Below are 19,883 nucleotides of genomic sequence, written 5' to 3'. Positions count from 1 at the left end.
GGGAATTGGCGTGGAAGTGATGTCAGCGCTCATATTGTTGTCTCGGAAAAGTAAGCTAGCCTGCGAGGTCGGATAACTTCGCAGGCTAACCCCCTCACCGCGCCGCCGGTCGTGCGCGGCGCGGTGAAGGGCGTCAGGTCTTAGTAGAGCGCCTTGCCCGAAGCATCTTTCAGGTTGGTTTTCCAGGAATCCTGCACCAGTTTCACGACCGAGTCAGGCAGTGGCACGTAGTCCAGTTCCACCGCAGCCTTGCCGCCGTTCTTGAAGGCCCAGTCGAAGAACTTGATGACTTCCTTGCCCTTCTCTGCGTTCGGCTGCACCTTGTGCATCAGGATGAAGGACACGCCGGTGATCGGCCACGAGTTCTTGCCGGCCTGGTCGGTCAGCACCACGCCGAAGCCCGGGGTCTTGGTCCACTCGGCGCTGGCGGCAGCGGCCTTGAAGAACTCGTCGTCAGGTTGCAGGAAGTTGCCGTCCTTGTTCTTCAGCTGGGTGTGCTGCATCTTGTTTTTCTTGGCGTAAGCCCACTCGACGTAGCCGATCGCGCCCTTGATGCGCTGGACGTTGGCGGCAACGCCTTCGTTACCCTTGCCGCCCACGCCGACGATCCATTTCACGGCCGTGCCGGCGCCGATCTTGGCCTTGAAGTCCGGGCTGGTTTTCGACAGGTAGTCGGTGAACAGGAACGAGGTGCCCGAACCGTCGGCGCGGTGCACCACGGTGATGTCTTCGGCCGGCAGCTTGACGCCCGGGTTGATGGCGGCGATGCCGGCGTCGTTCCACTTGGTGATCTTGCCCAGGTAGATGTCAGCCACGATCGGGCCGGTCAGTTTTAGCTGGCCGGGGGCCAGGCCGGGCACGTTGACCACGGTGACCACGCCGCCCATGATGGCCGGGAACTGCATCAGGCCTTCGGCGTCCAGGTCTTCCGCTTTCAGCGGCGCGTCCGAGGCGCCGAAATCGACGGTCTTGGCTTTGATTTGCTTGATGCCGGCGCCCGAGCCGACCGACTGGTAGTTCAGGCCGTTGCCGGTGGCGGCTTTGTAGGTCTCCGCCCATTTCGCATAGATCGGATAGGGGAACGTGGCGCCGGCGCCCGTCATATCGGCGGCATTGGCAGCGGAGGACAAGGCCATCATGGCGCAGGCACCGACGACCAGGGAAGAGATCAGATGTTTGATTCGCATTTCAAAGTCCTTTGTTATGACAGGTTAGGATGCTGCGCAGTCTACCGGCCGAATATGACAGGTTTATGACATGGCAAAAAAATGTCCAAAAAGAATTGTTGAGCGCCGTGACACCACTCTCCCCTATGAAAACAGTTGTATATCATCGGGTAATATACCGATTATGACGGCCTCATGTCATATATGACAGGGCCCACGGACCGATTATGACAACGTGCGTCACGGACTTGTCATAATTGGTCTTTACACTGTTGCATCGTTCTTCTGTGGAATTACAGGCTAGAATTATTTCAATTGCAAAGTGATCAAAGAGACATGAAGCCTGATGTGCATACCGAAGCCGGCAAGAATTCCGCGTTCCTCGACCGCGAACTGTCGCAACTGATGTTCAACCGCCGGGTGCTGGCGCAAGCCGAAGACAAGAGTATTCCGCTGCTCGAGCGCTTGCGCTATTTATGTATCGCCAGCAGCAACCTCGACGAGTTTTTTGAAGTGCGCGTTGCCAGCCTGCTGGCTGCCGCCGGCACCGACGGCGTGCTGGCCACCCACCCCGCCCTGCTGGCCACGCTCTCGCGCATCAGCGACGAATGCCATGCACTGGTCACCCACCAATACAATATTCTCAACGAAGAAGTCCTGCCGCAGCTGGCCGCCAACGGCGTGCACCTGGTGCGCCACAACGAGCGCACCGAGGCCGAGCGCGCCTGGGTCAAGAACTATTTCGATACCGAGGTGCGACCGCTGCTCACGCCGATCGGGCTGGACCCCGCGCACCCGTTTCCGCAGGTGGTCAACAAGAGCCTCAATTTCATCGTCTCGCTGTCGGGCAAGGATGCGTTCGGGCGCGGTACGGCGATCGCCATTCTGAAAGCGCCGCGCGTGCTGCCGCGCGTGATCCGCCTGCCGGACGAGCTGTCCGAGCGCGGCGGCATCTCGTTCTGCCTGCTGTCGTCGATCATTCACGCCCACATCTCGGACCTGTTTGCCGGGCGCGAGGTGATCGCCTACTCGCAGTTCCGCGTCACGCGCGACAGCGACCTGTGGGTGGACGAGGACGAAGTGAAAAACCTGCGCCAGGCGCTCAAGGGCGAGCTGCAGGGCCGCCAGTTCGGCACCTCGGTGCGGCTGGAAGTGGCGATCAACTGCCCGCCCGAGCTGTCGCAGTTCCTGCTCGACCAGTTCGGCCTGCAGCAAAGCCGGCTGTACGCGGTCAACGGCCCGGTCAACCTGGTGCGGCTCACCGAAATCATGGACCACGTGGACAACCCGGCACTGCGCTTCACGCCGTTCTTCCCCGGCAGCGCGCAAAAGCCGGGCAGCGCCGACATCTTTGCCGCCCTGCGCGCCCACGACATCCTGCTGCACCACCCGTACCAGTCGTTCCAGACCGTCATCGATTTCATCCGCAGCGCCGCCCATGACCCGGCCGTGGTGGCGATCAAGCAGACGATCTACCGCACCGGCATGAATTCGGACCTGATGGAAGCGCTGATCGCGGCAGCCCGCGCCGGCAAGGAAGTGACGGTGATCGTCGAGCTCAAGGCGCGCTTCGACGAGGAAGCCAATATCAACTGGGCCGACAAGCTCGAGCAGGCCGGGGCGCAGGTCGTGTACGGCGTGGTCGGCCTGAAAACCCATGCCAAGGTGGCGCTGGTGATCCGCCGCGAAGAAGGCAAGCTGCGCTACTACGCCCACCTGGGCACCGGCAACTACCATCCGACCACCACCAAGTTCTACACCGACTTCGGCCTGCTGACCTGCCATCCCGGCATCAGCCAGGAGGTCAACGAGGTGTTCATCCACCTGACCAGCCTGACCAAGCCGAACCGCCTCACCCATCTATGGCTGGCGCCGTTCGCGCTGCAGAACGAGGTGATCAAGGCGATCCGCAACGAGGCGCGGATTGCGCGCGCCGGGCGTCCCGGGCGTATCATCTGCAAGATGAACGCCCTGGTGGACGAATCGGTGATCCGCGCGCTGTACGCGGCGTCCAAGGATGGCGTCAAGATCGACCTGATCGTGCGCGGCGCCTGCACCCTGAAGCCGGGCGTGCCGGGACTGTCGGACAACATCAAGGTGCGCTCGATCATCGGCCGTTTCCTCGAACACAGCCGGATCTATTATTTCCGCAACGACCTGGCGCACGATGTCATGCTGTCGAGCGCGGACTGGATGAGCCGCAACCTGTTCCGCCGCATCGAAGTGGCGTTCCCGGTGCTGGACAAGTCGCTCAAGCGGCGCGTGATCTCGGAGGGACTCAATCCCTACCTGAAAGACAACCGCAACGCCTGGGAACTGGAGCCGGACGGCCACTACCAGCGCCGCAAAGTGCGCGGCAAGCAGGGCGGTTTTTCAGCCCAGCAGCATTTGATGGACACGCTGGGCACGCCCGGCGCACGGCTCGACTGACGGCGTGCGCCGGAAGGCGCACCAGCGGGATCCGATGTGATCAACCGATAGTGAGGATAGGAGAAACGCATGGATCTCATCTTGTGGCGGCACGCGGAAGCCGAAGACCCGGCGCCCGGCATGACCGACCTGGAACGCGCACTGACCGGCAAGGGCCTCAAGCAGGCACGCCGCATGGGCCAGTGGCTCGACTCGCAGCTGCCCGACAGCTGCCGCATCCTCAGCAGCCCGGCCCTGCGCACGCTGCAGACGGTGGAAGCGCTGGGCCGCAAGTTCAAGCTGCACAACGACCTGGCGCCCGGCGTCGATCCGGCCGACGTGCTCAAGGCGGTCAACTGGCCCGGCAACAAGGATACGGTGCTGGTGGTCGGCCACCAGCCGACGCTGGGCCAGGTCGCCGCCCTGCTGCTGGCCGGCGAAGACCTGGACTGGGACATCCGCAAGGCCAGCGCATGGTGGTTCTGCCAGCGCACGCCGGGCGATCCGGGCAGCGTGTACCTGAAAGCGGTGATGAGCGCGGACCTGGCCAAGTAGCGCCGCCAGGCGGCGGCTCGGCCCAGCGTAGGGGGACCGCGAAAACCGTAGCGAGCGGCCCGATATCGTCTTGCGTCGCGCAACAGGTTTTTCGAGGTGCCCTTAGCGTCCGGTCTTGAACTTGGTGTAAGTGCGCGTCACCAGGCGCCGGATATCGGCCGGCACCGCTTCAGGCGCCGCCATGCGCTGCTTGTCGGCGTCGGACAGGAACACGGTCTTGTTGCCGGCGATATCCTTGCGCACGAATTTCACGCTGGCCGTGTTCGGGTTGGCGTAAAACACCTTGTTGGTCAGGCTGGCGTGCACTTCCGGGCGCAGGATGTAGTTGATCCACAGGTGGGCGTTGTTCGGGTGCGGGGCGTCGGCCGGGATGGCCATGGTGTCGAACACCAGCGCGGCCGGGGTCTTGGGCACCAGCACTTCGATCACGTTGCCGTTCTTGGCGTCGATGGCGCGCTGGCGGGCGATGTTGATGTCGCCGGACCAGCCCAGCGCCACGCAGACGGCGCCGTTGGCCATGTCGTTGATGTAGCCCGACGAACTGAACAGGGTGACATTGGGGCGGATGGTCTGCAGCAGCTTGCCCGCCTCGGCATAGTCGGCAGCGTTCTTCGAGTATGCCGGTTTGCCCAGGTACATCAGTGCCGCCGGCAGCACTTCGGACGGCGAGTCGAGGAACGATACGCCGCACGACTTGACCTTGGCCGCATACTTGGGATCGAACACCAGGTCCCAGGCATTGGCCGGCATCGGCATGCCGCCCAGCGCCGCTTTCACCTTGTTGACGTTGATGCCGACCGTGGTGTATCCCCACAACCAGTCCACCAGGTAGTCGTTATTGGGATCGATGCTGGCCAGCTTGGCCTGGATCGCCGGGTCGAGGTTTTTCAGGTTGGGCAGCTTGGACTTGTCGAGCTTGCGCAGCAGCTTGCCGTCGATCTGCAGGCGCGCCCATTGCGCGGTGGGCACCACGATGTCGTAGCCCGATTTGCCGGCCACGAGCTTGGAGTTCAGGATTTCGTTGTTATCGAATACATCATAACGCACCTTGATGCCGGTCTCTTTCTCGAAATTCTTGACCGTATCTTCCGCGATGTAGTCGGACCAGTTATAGATGTTGAGGACTTTTTCCTCCTGCGCCTGGGCGTGGACCTGCCCCAGGCCAGCAACCATCAGACCGGTCACCGCCAGCACGCCAACGAACTTTCCTGCCATAACACCTCCGAGTGGGTTTTCGTTCATAACCCGTGATGATCGGGCATCGGCGGCTCGCGTGCAAGCGCTTCGTTTGACCGAGTGTGCACAAAGGGAAGCCCGTCACACCTGCTGCGCGACCGGCCAGCGCCGCTCCATTGCTCGGCGTGCCTCCTACGCTTGCGCTACGCCAGACGGTATCGGGCCGCCTGCTCCGGCTTTTCGAGGTGCCCTTAACCGAGCAAATCGAACAGCGTACCGGTGCCACTGCTGCCGCCGGCACCGGTACCGAAGAGACCGCCGCCGCTGCCGGTCTGCGCCTGGGCAGAATACAGCGCTGCCAGCGCCGTGGCCTGGGCGGTGAGCGCCTTGGTCAGCGCCGCCCGCTTGGTATTGGTGGTGTCGAGTTCGCGGTTGACCTGGCTGGTTTCGCGGCCGATCACGCTGTTCTTGTCGGTAAACGCCGTGGCCTTGGCGTTCATCAGGTCTGCCAGGCCCTTGCCGTCGCCGGTAAACAGCCTGGCCACCTGCGACGAATCGGCGCCAAGGGCCGCCTGCAGCTTCTTGTCGTCGATGACCAGGTTGCCATCCTTGCCCTGGCTGACGCCCGCTGCCGCCAGCGCCGAGACCGAGACGCTGCCGCCGCCGGTCTTGAGCAGCATGTCCATCTGCATGGTGACCTGGCCCAGCGCCGTATCGCCTTTCAGGGCGCCGGCCGACAGGGTCTTGAGCTTGGCGTTCAGGTCGTTGTAGGCGGCCACGAAGGTTTTCAGGTTGTCGCCGATCTTGCTGGCATCTTGCGTGATCGTGACGTCGGCCTTGCCCTTGCCGGTCAGCGTCAACGCCGCGCCGGGAATGGCCTTGTCCTTGTCCAGGGTGTTGCTGGCGCTGGTGACCGTCTTGCCGTCGACCGTGAGGATGGCGTCCTGGGCGGCGGCCGTCTGTTTCAGCCCGTTCTGTTTGCTGTCGGGGTCGAAGCCGAGCAGGCTTTTCAGGGCGGCGTCGCCGCTGACGCTGATGCGCATGCTGTTGGCCGCGCCGCTCTGGCCGGCGATCGCCAGTGACACCTTGCCATCGTCGCCCTTCTCCACCTTGACGTCCACCCCGGCTGCCTTGAAGGCGGCGGCAATGCCGTCGAGCGTGTTGTTGCTGCTGTCGAGCGTGATGGTCTTGCTGGTGGCCGTGCCGTTGGTGGTAAAACCTTTGTCGCCGGCGGTGCCGAAATCGATCTTGACCGTGGTCGGCACGCCGCTGCCGATGCTGGTGGTGGCGGCGCTGAACGCGGCGCTGGTCAGGAACTGGCCCTGCGCCAGCTGCTGGACGTTGAGCGCGTAGGTGCCGGCCTTGGCCGCGCCGGTGGCGCTGGCGGTCAGCACGGTTTTGTCGGAACTGGCAGCTGCCGTGGACAGGCCGCTGCCGGTCAGTGCGGTGGCGGTCGCCTGGAAGCTGGCCAGCGCGCTTTGCAGTTGGCCCAGGCCCGACAGCTTGGTCTGGCTGCTGGCCAGCGCAGCGTTGAGCCTGGTGGCGCCATTGTTCTGCGACATCATGGTCTGCTCGACGCGCTTGTAGACGTCGGCGCTGATGCCGGAGGCGCCGGTATTGCCGGCGCTGCTGCCGGCAGCGGTGGCGGCAGTGCCAAGGCTGGCAAGGTTGGTGGTTGAGCTGGCAAGCGGATTGATGGCCATAGCGGGGTCCCGGCTGTGAGATATCAATGGTAATCCCAATAGTATGCTACAGAAACGATATGTCAAAGTCATGAACAGACTGACAAACCCGTCTTTATCCGCGCACGCGGCATGGCACTTCATGGCCCGGTTAAAGTAGTATCATTGACTTTGTAATGAGAATCGTTATCATTATGGTTTTCATCCCACCGGAACCGGCATAACCATGAATCAACAAGCAACCGCCCGCAAGGCGCTCACCCTCAATCGTCTCGCGGTCGCTGTTGCGCTTGCCCTACCGGTGCTGGCGCAGGCCAACGCCGAAGTCGGATCGGCCAGCGCGGACGCGGTACTGCCGCAGGTGACCGTGTCCGGCATCAAGTCCGACGATACCAACGGTACCTACACCGTGCGCAATGCCCGCACTGCCACCCCGCTCGACCTGTCGCTGCGCGAAACGCCGCAATCGGTGACAGTGATCACCCAGCAGCGCATCGAAGACCAGGGCCTGAAAACCGTGTCGGACGTGATCAACAACGCCACCGGCGTGGCGGTCAACCAGTACGAAACCAACCGCGCCGACTTCAACGCACGCGGTTTCGACATCGACAACCTGCAGATCGACGGCATTCCCACCACCTGGGAACAGCAATGGAGCGGCGGTGAAATCCTCAGCAGCCTGGCCATGTACGACCGCGTGGAAATCGTGCGCGGCGCCACCGGCCTGATGACCGGCGCCGGCAACCCGTCCGCCGCGATCAACCTGGTGCGCAAGCGCGCCACCAGCAAGCAGCTGACCGGTTCGGCCGAAGTGGCGCTCGGCAGCTGGAGCGATCGCCGCGCCACCGTCGATGTCTCGACCCCGCTGACCCAGGCCGGCAATGTGCGCGCGCGCGTGGTCGGCGAAGTCGAGAAAAGCGACAGCTTCACCGACCGCCTCAGCAAGGACAACAGCACCTTCTACGGCACCGTCGAAGCGGACCTGACCCCGCGCACGCTGCTGGCCGTCGGCTTCAGCCGCCAGAAGTCCGACACCGACCACCCGATGTGGGGCGGCCTGCCCTACTGGTACGCCGATGGTTCGCGCACCGACTGGGACGAGTCGAAAACCTCGAGCGTCGACTGGTCGCGCTGGAATACCTCGTATAACAACGCCTTTGCCAACCTCGAACACACGTTCGACAACGGCTGGAAGGTGCGCGCCACCTACGCCAACGGCCGGCGCAAGGCGGACTCGGTCCTGCTCTACCTGTACGGCAACCCGGACCGCGCCACCGGCGCCGGCATGGGCGCCTCGGCCGGCTGGTACATCACCGAGACCAAACAGGAAGACGCGGGCCTGCACCTCGACGGCGCCTTCGAACTCGGCGGCCGCCAGCACGAGGCGGCGTTCGGCTACATGCATGCCAAGCAGAAATTCAACTCGGATACGCGGCCGGCCGACTATGGTCTGGGCCAGTTCGTCGCGCCAGCACCTGCCGACTTCAACAACTGGAATCCGTCCGCCTACGCACCGCCGACCTGGGGCGCGCGCACCTTCTACCAGCGCGCGGAAACCACGCAGGACGGCCTGTACGGCGTGGGCCGCTTCTCGCTGGCCGATCCGCTCAAGCTGATCGTCGGCGCCCGCGTGACCCGCTATGAAAAAACCGGCAACCTGGCCGGCGTCACGCCATACCGCCTCAAGTTCGACGACGAAGTCACGCCATATGCCGGCCTGATCTACGACATCAGCAAGAATTACTCGGTCTACACCAGCTACACGGAAATCTTCCAGCCGCAAAACGCGGTCGACATCAACCGCGTCACGCTCGATCCGATCCGTGGCAAGAATGTCGAAGCCGGTGTCAAAGGCGAGTTCCTCGACGGCCGCGTCAATGGCTCGTTCGCGCTGTTCAAGATTCGCCAGGACAACCTGGCGCAGGCGGTCGGCGTCATCCCCGGCACTGCCGATACCTATTCCGAAGCGGTCAAGGGCGCCACCAGCGAGGGCTTTGAGATGGAAGTGGCAGGCGAACTGGCGCGCGGCTGGAACGCCAACGCCGGCTACACCCATTACAGCGCCAAGACCGCCAGCGGCGATCCGTTCAACAGCAACTACCCGCGCGACCTGTTCCGCGTGTTCACCACGTACAAGCTGGGCGGGGCACTGGCAGGGCTGACGGTGGGCGGCGGCGTCAACTGGCAAGGCCAGACCTACACGATCACGTCGAGCGCGCCGGCCGGCAACACCACCGGCAACCGCCTGCAGCAGGACTCCTATGCGCTGGTCAACCTGATGGCGCGTTACGAGATCAACCCGAACTGGTCGGCGCAGCTCAACCTCGACAACGTGACCGACAAGCGCCACTTCGGCATGTCCGCTGCGTTCAACCAGCTGAACTTCCAGGCGCCGCGCAGCATCAGCGGTACCCTCAAGTACCGGTTCTGAGGGTCTGAACCACCAGGCGCAGCGTCCGGATGACCTGACCCGGCTTCACCGCGCGCAGGCTGCGGCAGTGCGCCGACCAGCCTGACGATCACGAGCCGGCGCCTGGTGCGCCGGCTTTTTTCATGGCGCGTGCCAGCGCGCCGGCGCAGAACCGAGCGCGCTGGCGCCGTGCTGCCATGCCATGGCCATGTCGCCGATCGTCACCGGCGGGCGCAGGCGCCGCGCCGGTCCCCAGTCCGTGTTTTCCAGTACCGGCCCATAGTCGTCCGCGCCCACCGGCGCCAGCCGCAGTGCGTCGTGCTCGGCAACCGTCGTCATCAGCAATGCCGCCGTGCGCGCCAGCGACAGCCGTGCCTGCACTGCCTGTTGGCCGGTCACCCTGGCGATCAGGCCGCGCACCACGGCAGCGGCCATCAGGTAGCCGGTGGCATGGTCGAGCGCCTGCACCGGCAGCGGCACCGGCTTGTCGGCGCCGCTGGCGCGCATGCCGTGCTCGGCGATGCCGCAACTCATCTGCACCAGGCTGTCGAAGCCGCGCCGGCCAGCCCATGGCCCGGTCCAGCCATAGGCGTCGAGGCAGACATCGACCAGACCGGGATTGATCTGGCGCCGGGACGCGTCGTCATAGCCGAGCCGGACCAGCGCCTGCGGCCGGTAGCCGTGCACCAGCACGTCGGCCTCGGCCAGCAGTTGCTCGAAGATGGCGCGATCGGGCGCCTGGTGCAGATCCAGCCGGGCGCAGCGCTTGCCGGGCGTGACTTCGGGAATCACGCCCGGTTCCTCCCAGTGCGGCGCATCGATACGCAGCACGTCGGCGCCGTAGCCGGCCAAAAAGCGCGTGGCGACCGGGCCGGCCAGCACGCGCGTCAGATCGAGCACTTTCAGTCCCGCCAGCGGGCGCTGCGCCACTGCGCGGTCGCGGCGCCAGTCGCCCCGCGCGGGCGCCGGCTGCAGCGCCAGCGCGATCAGCGGCTCGGCTGCCACCGACCGCCCTTGCGGATGGACGCGCCACTGTTCGCTCGAGCGCATCTGCGCGGCACAACCGCCGGCGGCCACCAGCGCCGTCTCCAGCGCGGCGCCGTCCCACTGCGCCACCGCGCGCGCCACCGCCGCGCGGTCGGCCGCGCAGCCGAGCAGCGCCAGCGCTGCGTCGCGGTGGTGGCTGGCGTTGGTGTGCAGGCGTATCCAGCCATCGGCGCAGGCGTAGTCGCCCGCGATGGCGTCCCAGGGCGCCGGCGCCTGCCAGCCCACCGGATCGAGCGACCAGCCGAACCACAGCGACGCCAGCCGCCGGTCCACCTGGACCGGTGCCGGTGCCGTACCGGTCCCCTGCGCCAGCGCTAGTTCGCGCACCGCCAGCGCTGCTGCACCGACCGAGGCGGCGGCCAGGTCGGTCACGGCATAGCACGACGGCAGCGCGCCGGCGCCGCCGAACGTCAGCTTCTCCAGCGCCGCGGACGGCATGTCCAGCGCAGACCAGGCGGCGCCGAGCAGTTGATGGGCAATGGTGGACATGGCAGGCTCCTGGTAGCGATGCCCGAGCTTAGACCGCCTGCAGGGCAGACGTCAATCACAGAAAGCGAGGCCGGCCAGAGCCCCCTCACGCCGGTCAGTTAGCGCCCTCCATAGCGGGCGCCGTTCTCGAAGAAATACACACCCTGGTTGACCGCGCACGCGTAGCTGACCACCGGCGCTGCGGTGTAGGCAGGCAGCGAAAACATATGCGAGGTGAACGCCACGCTGCCGTCCTTTTTCACCTGGTAGCGCAGTACCTGCAGGATGGGCAGGCCGTTGCGGTCCACGGTCTGGCGCTGGTCCGAGAAGGCGATCACGCCGTCCGCCGTGATGCGAAATGCCGAGATCTGCAAGCCGCCGCGGGTGCTGGAAGGCGCTGCGGCAGGATCGTTGTTGCGGCACTTGGCCAAATCGAGGGTCACCGTGACGTCGGCGCCGCCGAGCAGCGCATTTTCGACCGCGTTGACGGTGGTCAGCGGCGTGGCGCTCGCTGCCAGCGCCGCGGGTGCGGCGCAGCCGATGGCGACACCGGCGAGGAATGTTTTAAACAATGGCTTCTCCTGGTGATGGTTGGTGAAAACATACCTGGGATACTCCACTGGCCTAAATATGAAACCAGTTTCATCATTCTAGATGAAAACGGTGTGCGGTTGCGCGAAACTTCTCATCGGAAAGTCGCCCGTTCCTTCCTCAGCGCACGAACTTGTTGACGATCGCCATGGTCGCAGCGTCGGGGTTGACGAAGGTGAAACCGATCTTGAACTGGTCGCCGCTGAAGATGCAGTAATTGACCTTGCTGCGGCTGCTTACCAGCTGGCCGCGGCCATCGACGAACAGCTCGAACGTGACCTGGCCCATGTGGCCGACCGCCAGCTTGTGGTCGAAGGTCAGCGAGACGCCGGTGCTGCTGAGATCGATGGTTCGACCCTGCTGAGGCGGCAAACCGTCCATAGCCACGACGGCCTTGGCGCGCACGATCTTGCGTGCGCCGGAGCGTTGATCGACTAACAATTTGTTGTCCTTTATTACGTAAAGAGCATGGTTGCTCTTTCAAACACGTAACAATACAACGTTATTGGATTTCGCGCAGCTTGTTGAAAGCGTCGTCGATGCGATCTACCGCAATGATCGTCATGCCCTCGATCGGCTGCTTGGGCGCATTGCCGCTCGGGATCATGGCAATCGAGAAGCCGAGCTTGGCCGCTTCGCGCAAGCGCTCCTGGCCGCGCGGCGCGGGCCGGATTTCGCCGGCCAGCCCCACTTCGCCGAACACCACGAAACCGCGCGGCAGCGGCTTGTTGCGCATCGACGAATTAATCGCCAGCAGCACGGCCAGGTCGGCTGCCGGTTCGGTGATTTTCACGCCGCCGACGGCGTTGATGAACACGTCCTGGTCGAAGGCGGCAATGCCGGCGTGGCGGTGCAGCACGGCCAGCAGCATGGCCAGGCGGTTTTGCTCGAGGCCGACCGACAGCCGGCGCGCATTGGGCAGGTGGCTGGCGTCCACCAGCGCCTGGATTTCCACCAGCAGCGGCCGCGTGCCTTCCTGCGTCACCATCACGCACGAGCCGGGCACCTGGTTGTCGTGCTGCGATAAAAACAGGGCCGACGGGTTCGACACGCCCTTCAGGCCTTTTTCCGTCATGGCAAACACGCCGAGTTCGTTGACGGCGCCGAAGCGGTTCTTGATCGCCCGCACCAGCCGGAAGCTCGAGTGGTTATCGCCTTCGAAATACAGCACCGTATCGACGATGTGTTCGAGCACGCGCGGGCCGGCCAGCGCGCCCTCCTTGGTCACGTGGCCGACCAGGATGATGGTGACACCGGTCTGCTTGGCGGCGCGGGTGAGCTGCGCCGCGCACTCGCGCACCTGGGCCACCGAGCCCGGCGCCGAACTGAGCGCATCGGAATACACGGTCTGGATCGAGTCGATCACCGCCACCTCGGGTTTCAGGTCGGCCAGCGTGCCGAGGATTTTTTCCAGCTGGATCTCGGCCTGCAGCTTGAGGTCGCGGGCGTCGATCATCAGGCGCTTGGCGCGCAGCGCGATCTGCGCGCCCGACTCTTCGCCACTGACATACAACACTTTTTTCAGGTGCGAGACATTAGCCAGCGCCTGCAGCAGCAGCGTCGATTTGCCGATGCCGGGATCGCCGCCGATCAGCACCACGCCACCGCTGACCAGGCCGCCGCCGAGCACGCGGTCGAATTCCTCGATGCCGGTGCCGAAACGCGGCACGTCGATGGCGTCGATATCGGCCAGCGACAGCACCGGCGCCGTCTGCGCCAGCGCCAGGTGCTGCGGTTGCGAATAGCGGTTGTTGCCGCCCTGCTCGACCACGGTTTCCACCATGGTATTCCACTGGTGGCAGGCCGAGCACTGGCCGGTCCACTTGGTGGCCGTGTTGCCGCACTCGGTGCAGACGTAATGGGTTTTTGCCTTGGCCATCCGGTCAGCCTTCCACCACGGCCACGCGCGGCGCCAGCGCGCACATCAGCTCGTAGCCGATGGTGCCGGCGGCCTGCGCCACCTCGTCGATCGGCAAGCCCTCGCCCCACAGCACCACGCGGCTGCCGACCCTGGCCGTGGCGATCTGCGTGAGGTCCACCGTCAGCATGTCCATCGAGACCCGGCCGACCACGCGCGTGCGCACGCCATCGACCAGCACCGGCGTGCCCAGCGGCGCGTGGCGCGGATAGCCGTCGGCATAGCCGCACGCCACCACGCCGATGCGCATCGGGCCGTCGGCCGTGAAGCGGCTGCCGTAGCCGACCGCCTCGCCGGCGGCGATGTCCTGCACGCCGATGATCTCGCTCGACAGCGTCATCGCCGGCCGCAGGCCGTAGTCGGCTGCCGGCGTTGTGCCGGGCGTGGCGCCGTAGAGCATGATGCCGGGACGCACCCAGTCGTTGCGCAACACGCCGTCCAGTTCATCCTGGCGCAGCACGCCGGCCGAGTTGGACAGGCTGCGCATGCCGGGCAGGCCGGCCGCGCCCGCCTCGAAGCGGCGGATCTGCTCGGCAACCGGCAGCAGCGGATGCGCGGCCTCGTCGGCGTTGGCGAAGTGCGTCATCAGCGTGATGTTGCCGACGCATGCGAGGGCGACCAGCCGTGCGTGGGCGCCAGCGTAGGCCTCGGGCTTGAAGCCGAGCCGGTTCATGCCGGTGTTCATTTTCAGGTGCAGGTCGAACCTGATGCCGCGCTGGCCCAGGTCGGCGTCGGCCGCTTCGAGCCAGGCCAGCTGCTCTTCGCAATGGACGGCCGACTGCAGGCGGTAACCGGCCATGGTGTGGAGATCGTCGAAACCGAAGAAACCCTCCAATAACATGATCGGCTTCTTCCAGCCCAGTTCGCGCAGGCGGATCGCGTTGTCGAGTTCGACCAGCGCCAGGCCGTCGGCCTCGGCAAAACCGCGCATGGCGCGCTCCAGGCCGTGACCGTAACCGAACGCCTTGACCACGCCCCAGACGCGGGCGCCGGGCGTACGCGCCCTGACCACGGCCAGATTGTGCTGCATGGCGGCGATATGGATGGTGGCAAGGATCGGCCTGGGCATGGGGTATTCTCTGCTCTGTCGGTGAAACCGGTATTTTACCAACTGCGGGCAAACCGGGGGCTGGAGCGGCTCCCGGCGCACGGCTCAATTCTTGGGCTTACGAACAAAGCGTGGTATAAAGCAAGCCAATACAAGCTTTCAGGCAGTCCAGAATGAATCGTGGTTTTTATACCATCATGTCGGCGCAGTTTTTTTCTTCGCTGGCCGACAACGCATTGCTCTTCGTCGCGATTGACCTGTTAATCAACATGAATTCGCCCGGCTGGATCACGCCGCTGCTGAAACTGTCCTTTACGCTGTTCTACGTCCTGCTGGCGGCATTTGTCGGCGCTTTCGCTGATTCCATGCCAAAAGGCAAAGTCATGTTCGTCTCCAACCTCATCAAGGTTGGCGGCTGCCTGCTGTTGTTCGCCCACGTCCACCCGCTGGTGGCGTACGCGGTCGTCGGCTTCGGCGCAGCCGTGTATTCGCCGGCCAAGTACGGCATCCTGACCGAACTGCTGCCGGCTGAAAAGCTGGTGGCCGCCAACGGCTGGGTCGAGGGCCTGACCGTGATGTCGATCATCTTCGGCACCGTGCTCGGCGGCGCGCTGGTCGGCGACCGGCTGTCGTCGGTGCTGCTCGGCTTCGACTTCCCGTTCATCGATACCGGCATCAAGACCCCGACCGAAGCGGCGCTGTGCGTGGTGACAGGCATCTATGCGCTGGCAGCCCTGTTCAATACCCGCATCCCGGACACCGGCTGTGTGTATGGGCACCAGCAACACAACCCGATCAAGCTGATCAGCGAATTCGCCACCTGCTGCGGCCTGCTCTGGCGCGACAAGCTGGGCCAGATCTCGCTGGCCGTGACCACGCTGTTCTGGGGCGCTGCGCAAACGCTGCAATTCATCGTGCTCGAATGGGCCAACCGCACGCTCAAGCTGTCCTACGAGCAAGCCACCAGCCTGGTGGGCGTGGTGGCGATCGGCGTGGCGGTCGGCGCGGTGCTGTCGGCGCGCTGCATCAGCCTGCGCAAGTCGCTCACGGTCATCCCGGTCGGCATCGCCATGGGCGTGATCGTGATGGGCATGACCATGGTGACGTCGGTGGCACTGGCCTATCCGCTGCTGGTGCTGGTCGGCCTGCTCGGCGGCTTCTTCCTGGTGCCGATGAATGCCTTGCTGCAACACCGGGGCCACGTGCTGATGAGCGCCGGCCACTCGATCGCCGTGCAGAACTTCAATGAAAACCTGTCGATCCTGACCATGCTGGCGGCGTACTCGCTGATGTTGCGCGGCCACCTGAACCTCAATGCCATCATCCTGATCTTCGGCCTGTTCCTGGCCGGCACCATGCTGATGATCCTGCGCCGCCATCATGCCAACCAGCGCGAATTCGATTCGGTCGCGCTGATCGGCGAAGCCAAGCACTAGGAAAGCGCAGGCAGCGTGCCGTCCCGGCGATGCTGGGCGGCGCGCGTGCGCCAGTCGTCCGGGACGATGAAGCCGCGCCGCTGTTCCAGCCACCACGCCCCCTCCTGCCGCACCACGGCCACCATCACCGGGGCCGCCACCTGCGCCATCTGCTCGGTCAATGCCGCTTGCAATTCCTGGCGGTCCATGGCCGTGCCCGCGGGGGTTTTCAAGGGCGCCAGCCATTGCAGGCGCGGCATCAGGCAAAAGCGCTCGCCCGGCAACGCGTCCAGCTGCGCCAGCGGCGTCCAGAAGCCCTGGCAGTGTTCGCGCGAAATGCCTTCGGTCACGGCCGGCGCCTGGTCGAACGGGTAGAACAGCCAGCCCTTGACCAGCGCCTGGGCCCGGTCCACCGGCTGCGGCAGCAGCGGCTGGGCAGCCGGGTGAGCGGCCAGCGCCAGTTGCTTGTCGAAGATCTTGCGCATCTTGGCGCCCAGCGTATCGGCCAGGTTGGGGCCGATCAGGCCGTTGAAGTCGGCACCGGCCGTGGCGGCGTCCAGCAGGTAGAACTTGGTGGCAAACTCGAGGTGCAGCAGCGCCGCACCGGCGCGCACCAGGAAATCGAATTCGCCCACCGTATCGTTGCGGCTGGCGCGCACCTGCAGGCCATGCGCGACCAGGATGTGCTGCTGCGAAAAATAAAAGGCCAGCAGCTTCTCCGCATACAGGCCGAGGCGCGAATAATGGCGCGCGCCGAGCGCCGCATCGAGCGGCGCCGGATCGCGGTCGAGCGCGGCCAGCCAGTCGGCCACGTCCGCTTTTACGGGACCGAGCGTGGCGATGCGGCCCTGCCAGTGCGGCGCAGCCGGATCGAGCAGGTCGGGTGCGTCGAGCAGCCAGGCCAGCGCACGTACCGGCGGGTGGTGCAGATGGCCCCAGCGCTGCGCGTAGCCCAGCTGATAGGCATCGGCGCCGGCGCTGGGGCGGGCGCGGCTGTCAGTCACGGGCAGTCCTGGCCAGGCACAGGTCGGCCCAGGCCTTGGCCTTGTCTTCGGGACGGGCCAGCAGGTCGTCCGGGTGGTAAGTCGCCACCACCGGCAGGCCGGCGTCGCCGTAGTGCATCACCTTGCCGCGCGCGGCCGGCCCCAGCATCAGCCCCCTGGCGGCGAACTGGCCGAAGGTCATGGCCATGGTGGCGCCGGTCAAGGCCAGTTCGCGCGCGAGGAACGGCCGGCAGGCGGTCAGCTCGTCGGCGGTCGGGTTGCGCTGGCGGCCGTCATCGCCGTCGCTGCTCGGAGGCCGGCACTTGACCAGGTGCGTGACATACACGTCGGCCTCGGGCTTGAGCGCGATGGCCCTGAACATATTGTCGAGCAACTGGCCGGCCTCGCCCGCCAGCGCGCGCTGCTCGGCCTCGTCCAGTGCCGATGGCGCGGCAGCAATCGCCAGCCAGGCCGCCTGCCCGGGACCGCGACCGTTGACCGCATGGCGGCGGGTGGCAGCCAGCGGGCAGCGCGTGCAGTGCGAGACAGCCTCCTGCAGGGCCGGCCAGTCCATCGCGGCGATGGCGTCGTCGCTGATGGCCGGCGTTGCCGGGGAAGCTGGCGTTGCCGGGATCGCCGAGCTCGCATGGTTCGCGTCGTTCGCCGGGCTGGCCGGGTTCGCATGGTTCGCATGGTTCGCGTAGTTCGCCGTGTTCGCCGGGCTGCCCGGGTTCGCTTGGTTCACCGGGCTTGCCAGGTTCGCCGCCACTGCGTGCCCCGGCTGCAGCGGACGCGCGCGTGCGGTCGGCGCAGCCGGCACGTCGTCGAACCAGGCTGTCGATTCGTCGTCGGAAGCCACCACCGGCGCGGTAGCCGGATGCCGGGCCGGTAGCGGGGACGGCGCAGGATCGGATGGCCGGGCCGGCTCGGGGGGCCGGGCTGCGGGGGCCGCCGCCGGGGCTGCTGCAGCTGCCGCTGCCGCTGTCGCCGAGAGTGGCGCCGGTGCCGGTGCTGCCGCTGTTGCTGGTACTGCAGCGCCTGCTGGTGCAGGTGCTGATGCAGGTACCGTTGCCGCCGATGCCGGCGCCGGCGTCTGCACGTCGTACACGGCAGCAGCTTGTTGGGCAGCGAAGGGCTGCGCGCCAGAGGGCTCGGCAGCAAGCGCTGCGTCCGCCGCGAGGTCTTCCGGTGCGGCAGACGTCGCGCCGGGGCCGGCATGGCGCAACTGCCACAGCACGCCGACGCCCATCTCCTGCAGAAACGCCGCATGGCGGGCAGAGACGCTCATAAGTCGTAACGCATCACGATGGCGTCCTCGCGTGACTGGTTCGCAGCCGGGTAGTAACCCTTGCGGCGACCGATGTGTTGGAAGCCATAGCGTTCATAGATCTGCAAGGCCCGCGTATTGGAAGGGCGCACTTCGAGCAGCACCGATTCCATGCCCAGCCCGCGCGCGCAGGCAACCGACTGGTTCAGCAGCAGATAGCCGAGCCCCTGTCCCTGGCGCTCGGCCGCCACCGCCACGTTGAGCAGGTGCGCCTCGTGCACGGCCGGCATCAACAGAAAATAGCCGAGCAGCACGCCGGCCTGGTCGCGCAGCACCCAGGCCGGATACTGTTCGGCCAGCGAGTCGGCGAAATTGGCCATGCTCCACGGATGCGGATAGACGCGCTGTTCGAGCGCCACCACGTCGTCGAGATCGGACGGCTGCATCGGCCCGTACTGCAGGCGCGCCAGGTCCCAGGCCTGCTTCATGCGCCCCCCGCCGTCTTGGCAGCGTTGATGTCGCGCCGCTCGGCCTGGGTGTAGGCGACCTTGTTGCGCAGGTACAGCGGCTGCGCTTCGGCGGCGGTCACGGTGCGGCCGGCGGCCAGCGCCAGGCTGGCCAGCTGGGCGACCTGCTCGGCGTGCGGCATGATCGTGCCATATTGCTCGCCGACGCCGGCAAACGCCGCAGGATACGCGGTCAGACCGTTGCCGCAGAATACAGGCGCGCCCTGCGCCGCCACGTCGGCCGGGGCCGACAAGGTGGCCGCTTGCAGCAGTTGCGGTGCGGCCAGCCCGGCGCCGGCAGCAAACCGGTACTGCGCCCAGTACACCTCGCCCATGCGGGCGTCGAGCACGGCCAGCACGTCGGCCGCGCCGCCATGCTGGTGGCAGGCCAGCGCCATGGCCTCGAGCGTCACCACCGGCACCACCGGCAGGCTGGCGCCGAAAGCGAGGCCCTGGGCCACGCCGCAGGCAGTGCGCACGCCCGTAAACGAGCCGGGACCGGCGCCGAAGGCAATCGCGCTGCACTGCCTGAGCGTGATGCCGGCTTCGGCCAGCAATTCCTGAATCATCGGCAAGACCGACTGCGAATGGGTGCGCACGCCCGCCGACACGCGGCTGGTCAAGATACCGCCATGCAACAGGGCAACCGACGCCGCCTCGGACGACGTCTCGATGGCAACGATGGTGGATGGCGAGGAAGGGGACGAAATGGTAGACATCCCGCATTTTAACCCGATGCGCCAGCCGGCGCGACCCTCGGACCGGATGTAAAATAGACGCTTTGGACTGTCGGGAACGCCGCCAACACCATGCACAGCCTCACCCTCAATTCCGCCAACCGCGAACAGGTGGCCGCCGAACTGGCCGGCGACCGCTGGATCGTCGCCTGCCTGTGCGCCGCCTGGTGCGGCACCTGCGACAGCTACCAGGCCAGTTTCGAGAGCGTGGCTGCGCGCCATCCCGACAAGCTGTTCCTGTGGATCGATATCGAAGACCATGCCGACGTGGTCGGCGATCTCGACGTGGAAAATTTTCCGACCCTGCTGATCCAGCACCACGAGCTGGTGGCGTTTTTCGGCACCATGCTGCCCGATCCGGCGCTCGCGCACCGGCTGGTGCAGGCGCAGACCGAGATGTCGGACGCGGAGATGACGGACATGATCGTCAACAGCGAGGAGCGCGCGCGCTGGCAGCACGACTGCAACCTGCGCACCCTGCTGCGCAACGCCCTGGCCTGATCCC

At 65.7% G+C, this 19,883-nt stretch carries 17 protein-coding genes; 5 read left to right on the top strand and 12 right to left on the bottom strand.

The genetic code is table 11. The features are described from left to right. Positions 1–140 precede the first annotated feature (140 nt). Positions 141–1,187 (bottom strand): phosphate ABC transporter substrate-binding protein PstS, encoded by a 1,047-nt coding sequence (pstS, locus tag ASF61_RS05120; RefSeq protein ID WP_056151950.1) that lies wholly within the window; start codon positions 1,185–1,187, stop codon positions 141–143. 315 nt (positions 1,188–1,502) lie between these two features. Here pstS and ppk1 point away from each other — a divergent pair, with 315 nt between their 5' ends. Further along, positions 1,503–3,596: a polyphosphate kinase 1 gene (ppk1, locus tag ASF61_RS05115; RefSeq protein WP_056151947.1), complete on the top strand. Its 2,094-nt coding sequence runs from the start codon at positions 1,503–1,505 to the stop codon at positions 3,594–3,596. Positions 3,597–3,665: 69 nt separating this feature from the next. Next, the gene (locus ASF61_RS05110) at positions 3,666–4,130 is read left to right on the top strand and encodes a histidine phosphatase family protein (RefSeq protein ID WP_056151944.1); all 465 of its coding nucleotides are present in this window, start codon (positions 3,666–3,668) and stop codon (positions 4,128–4,130) included. Between the two features lie 102 nt (positions 4,131–4,232). Here the strand turns inward: ASF61_RS05110 and ASF61_RS05105 are convergent, their stop codons facing one another. Both ASF61_RS05105 and fliD read right to left on the bottom strand, forming a co-directional pair. After that, the gene (locus ASF61_RS05105; protein ID WP_056151940.1) at positions 4,233–5,345 is read right to left on the bottom strand and encodes a polyamine ABC transporter substrate-binding protein; all 1,113 of its coding nucleotides are present in this window, start codon (positions 5,343–5,345) and stop codon (positions 4,233–4,235) included. A 212-nt stretch (positions 5,346–5,557) separates the two neighbouring features. Continuing rightward, complete coding sequence (fliD, locus tag ASF61_RS05100; protein ID WP_056151936.1) at positions 5,558–7,009, bottom strand: flagellar filament capping protein FliD; 1,452 nt, start codon at positions 7,007–7,009, stop codon at positions 5,558–5,560. Between the two features lie 205 nt (positions 7,010–7,214). Between fliD and ASF61_RS05095 the strand changes: the two genes are divergently transcribed. Next, positions 7,215–9,419: a TonB-dependent siderophore receptor gene (locus tag ASF61_RS05095; protein WP_056151933.1), complete on the top strand. Its 2,205-nt coding sequence runs from the start codon at positions 7,215–7,217 to the stop codon at positions 9,417–9,419. Between the two features lie 120 nt (positions 9,420–9,539). Here ASF61_RS05095 and ASF61_RS05090 read toward each other — a convergent pair whose 3' ends face one another. From ASF61_RS05090 to alr, 5 genes are all read right to left on the bottom strand, one after another. Next, complete coding sequence (locus ASF61_RS05090; protein ID WP_056151930.1) at positions 9,540–10,934, bottom strand: CoA transferase; 1,395 nt, start codon at positions 10,932–10,934, stop codon at positions 9,540–9,542. Positions 10,935–11,032: 98 nt separating this feature from the next. Beyond that, the gene (locus ASF61_RS05085; protein WP_056151927.1) at positions 11,033–11,485 is read right to left on the bottom strand and encodes a VirK family protein; all 453 of its coding nucleotides are present in this window, start codon (positions 11,483–11,485) and stop codon (positions 11,033–11,035) included. A gap of 139 nt (positions 11,486–11,624) precedes the next feature. Next, positions 11,625–11,945, bottom strand: coding sequence for a PilZ domain-containing protein (locus ASF61_RS05080; protein ID WP_082491213.1), 321 nt, complete (start codon positions 11,943–11,945; stop codon positions 11,625–11,627). 61 nt (positions 11,946–12,006) lie between these two features. Further along, positions 12,007–13,383, bottom strand: a complete 1,377-nt coding sequence (gene radA / locus ASF61_RS05075) for a DNA repair protein RadA (RefSeq protein WP_056151924.1) — start codon at positions 13,381–13,383, stop codon at positions 12,007–12,009. Between the two features lie 4 nt (positions 13,384–13,387). Next, positions 13,388–14,491, bottom strand: a complete 1,104-nt coding sequence (alr, locus tag ASF61_RS05070) for an alanine racemase (RefSeq protein WP_056151922.1) — start codon at positions 14,489–14,491, stop codon at positions 13,388–13,390. A 152-nt stretch (positions 14,492–14,643) separates the two neighbouring features. On the opposite strand from alr, the gene lplT reads away from it, so the two are divergent. After that, positions 14,644–15,906, top strand: coding sequence for a lysophospholipid transporter LplT (gene lplT / locus ASF61_RS05065; RefSeq protein ID WP_056151919.1), 1,263 nt, complete (start codon positions 14,644–14,646; stop codon positions 15,904–15,906). Here lplT and ASF61_RS05060 read toward each other — a convergent pair. From ASF61_RS05060 to tsaB, 4 genes are read right to left on the bottom strand one after another with little or no spacing between them, the layout of a single operon-like run. Further along, positions 15,903–16,889 carry a DUF1853 family protein gene (locus tag ASF61_RS05060; RefSeq protein ID WP_156369454.1) on the bottom strand — a complete coding sequence of 329 codons (987 nt, stop codon included), beginning with the start codon at positions 16,887–16,889 and terminating at the stop codon, positions 15,903–15,905. The two genes, lplT and ASF61_RS05060, sit on opposite strands and share 4 nt — an antisense overlap. Further along, positions 16,882–18,156, bottom strand: a complete 1,275-nt coding sequence (locus tag ASF61_RS05055; RefSeq protein ID WP_229205717.1) for a uracil-DNA glycosylase — start codon at positions 18,154–18,156, stop codon at positions 16,882–16,884. The genes ASF61_RS05060 and ASF61_RS05055 overlap by 8 nt, the downstream gene beginning before the upstream one ends. After that, positions 18,153–18,623 (bottom strand): ribosomal protein S18-alanine N-acetyltransferase, encoded by a 471-nt coding sequence (rimI, locus tag ASF61_RS05050; protein ID WP_056151910.1) that lies wholly within the window; start codon positions 18,621–18,623, stop codon positions 18,153–18,155. Before rimI ends, ASF61_RS05055 begins: the two co-directional genes overlap by 4 nt. Beyond that, positions 18,620–19,360: a tRNA (adenosine(37)-N6)-threonylcarbamoyltransferase complex dimerization subunit type 1 TsaB gene (gene tsaB, locus ASF61_RS05045; RefSeq protein ID WP_056151907.1), complete on the bottom strand. Its 741-nt coding sequence runs from the start codon at positions 19,358–19,360 to the stop codon at positions 18,620–18,622. The genes rimI and tsaB overlap by 4 nt, the downstream gene beginning before the upstream one ends. 90 nt (positions 19,361–19,450) lie before the next feature. Here tsaB and ASF61_RS05040 point away from each other — a divergent pair, with 90 nt between their 5' ends. Further along, positions 19,451–19,879 (top strand): thioredoxin family protein, encoded by a 429-nt coding sequence (locus tag ASF61_RS05040; protein WP_056151905.1) that lies wholly within the window; start codon positions 19,451–19,453, stop codon positions 19,877–19,879. Positions 19,880–19,883 lie beyond the last annotated feature (4 nt).

The organism is Duganella sp. Leaf126 (genome assembly GCF_001423125.1).
In the GTDB taxonomy this organism is placed as follows: Bacteria; Pseudomonadota; Gammaproteobacteria; order Burkholderiales; family Burkholderiaceae_D; genus Rugamonas.
The sequence above is the reverse complement of the archived record's forward strand: the minus strand, read 5'-3'. Positions and strand labels throughout refer to the sequence as shown.

Bases quoted from the DNA above. Each gene is read 5' to 3' on its own strand.
- ASF61_RS05040 (WP_056151905.1), top strand. From the start codon at position 19,451: ATGCACAGCCTCACCCTCAATTCCGCCAACCGCGAACAGGTGGCCGCC.
- rimI (WP_056151910.1), bottom strand. From the start codon at position 18,623: ATGAAGCAGGCCTGGGACCTGGCGCGCCTGCAGTACGGGCCGATGCAG.
- alr (WP_056151922.1), bottom strand. From the start codon at position 14,491: ATGCCCAGGCCGATCCTTGCCACCATCCATATCGCCGCCATGCAGCAC.
- ASF61_RS05090 (WP_056151930.1), bottom strand. From the start codon at position 10,934: ATGTCCACCATTGCCCATCAACTGCTCGGCGCCGCCTGGTCTGCGCTG.
- ASF61_RS05105 (WP_056151940.1), bottom strand. From the start codon at position 5,345: ATGGCAGGAAAGTTCGTTGGCGTGCTGGCGGTGACCGGTCTGATGGTT.
- tsaB (WP_056151907.1), bottom strand. From the start codon at position 19,360: ATGTCTACCATTTCGTCCCCTTCCTCGCCATCCACCATCGTTGCCATC.
- ASF61_RS05095 (WP_056151933.1), top strand. From the start codon at position 7,215: ATGAATCAACAAGCAACCGCCCGCAAGGCGCTCACCCTCAATCGTCTC.
- lplT (WP_056151919.1), top strand. From the start codon at position 14,644: ATGAATCGTGGTTTTTATACCATCATGTCGGCGCAGTTTTTTTCTTCG.
- ASF61_RS05110 (WP_056151944.1), top strand. From the start codon at position 3,666: ATGGATCTCATCTTGTGGCGGCACGCGGAAGCCGAAGACCCGGCGCCC.
- ASF61_RS05055 (WP_229205717.1), bottom strand. From the start codon at position 18,156: ATGAGCGTCTCTGCCCGCCATGCGGCGTTTCTGCAGGAGATGGGCGTC.
- fliD (WP_056151936.1), bottom strand. From the start codon at position 7,009: ATGGCCATCAATCCGCTTGCCAGCTCAACCACCAACCTTGCCAGCCTT.
- pstS (WP_056151950.1), bottom strand. From the start codon at position 1,187: ATGCGAATCAAACATCTGATCTCTTCCCTGGTCGTCGGTGCCTGCGCC.
- ppk1 (WP_056151947.1), top strand. From the start codon at position 1,503: ATGAAGCCTGATGTGCATACCGAAGCCGGCAAGAATTCCGCGTTCCTC.
- radA (WP_056151924.1), bottom strand. From the start codon at position 13,383: ATGGCCAAGGCAAAAACCCATTACGTCTGCACCGAGTGCGGCAACACG.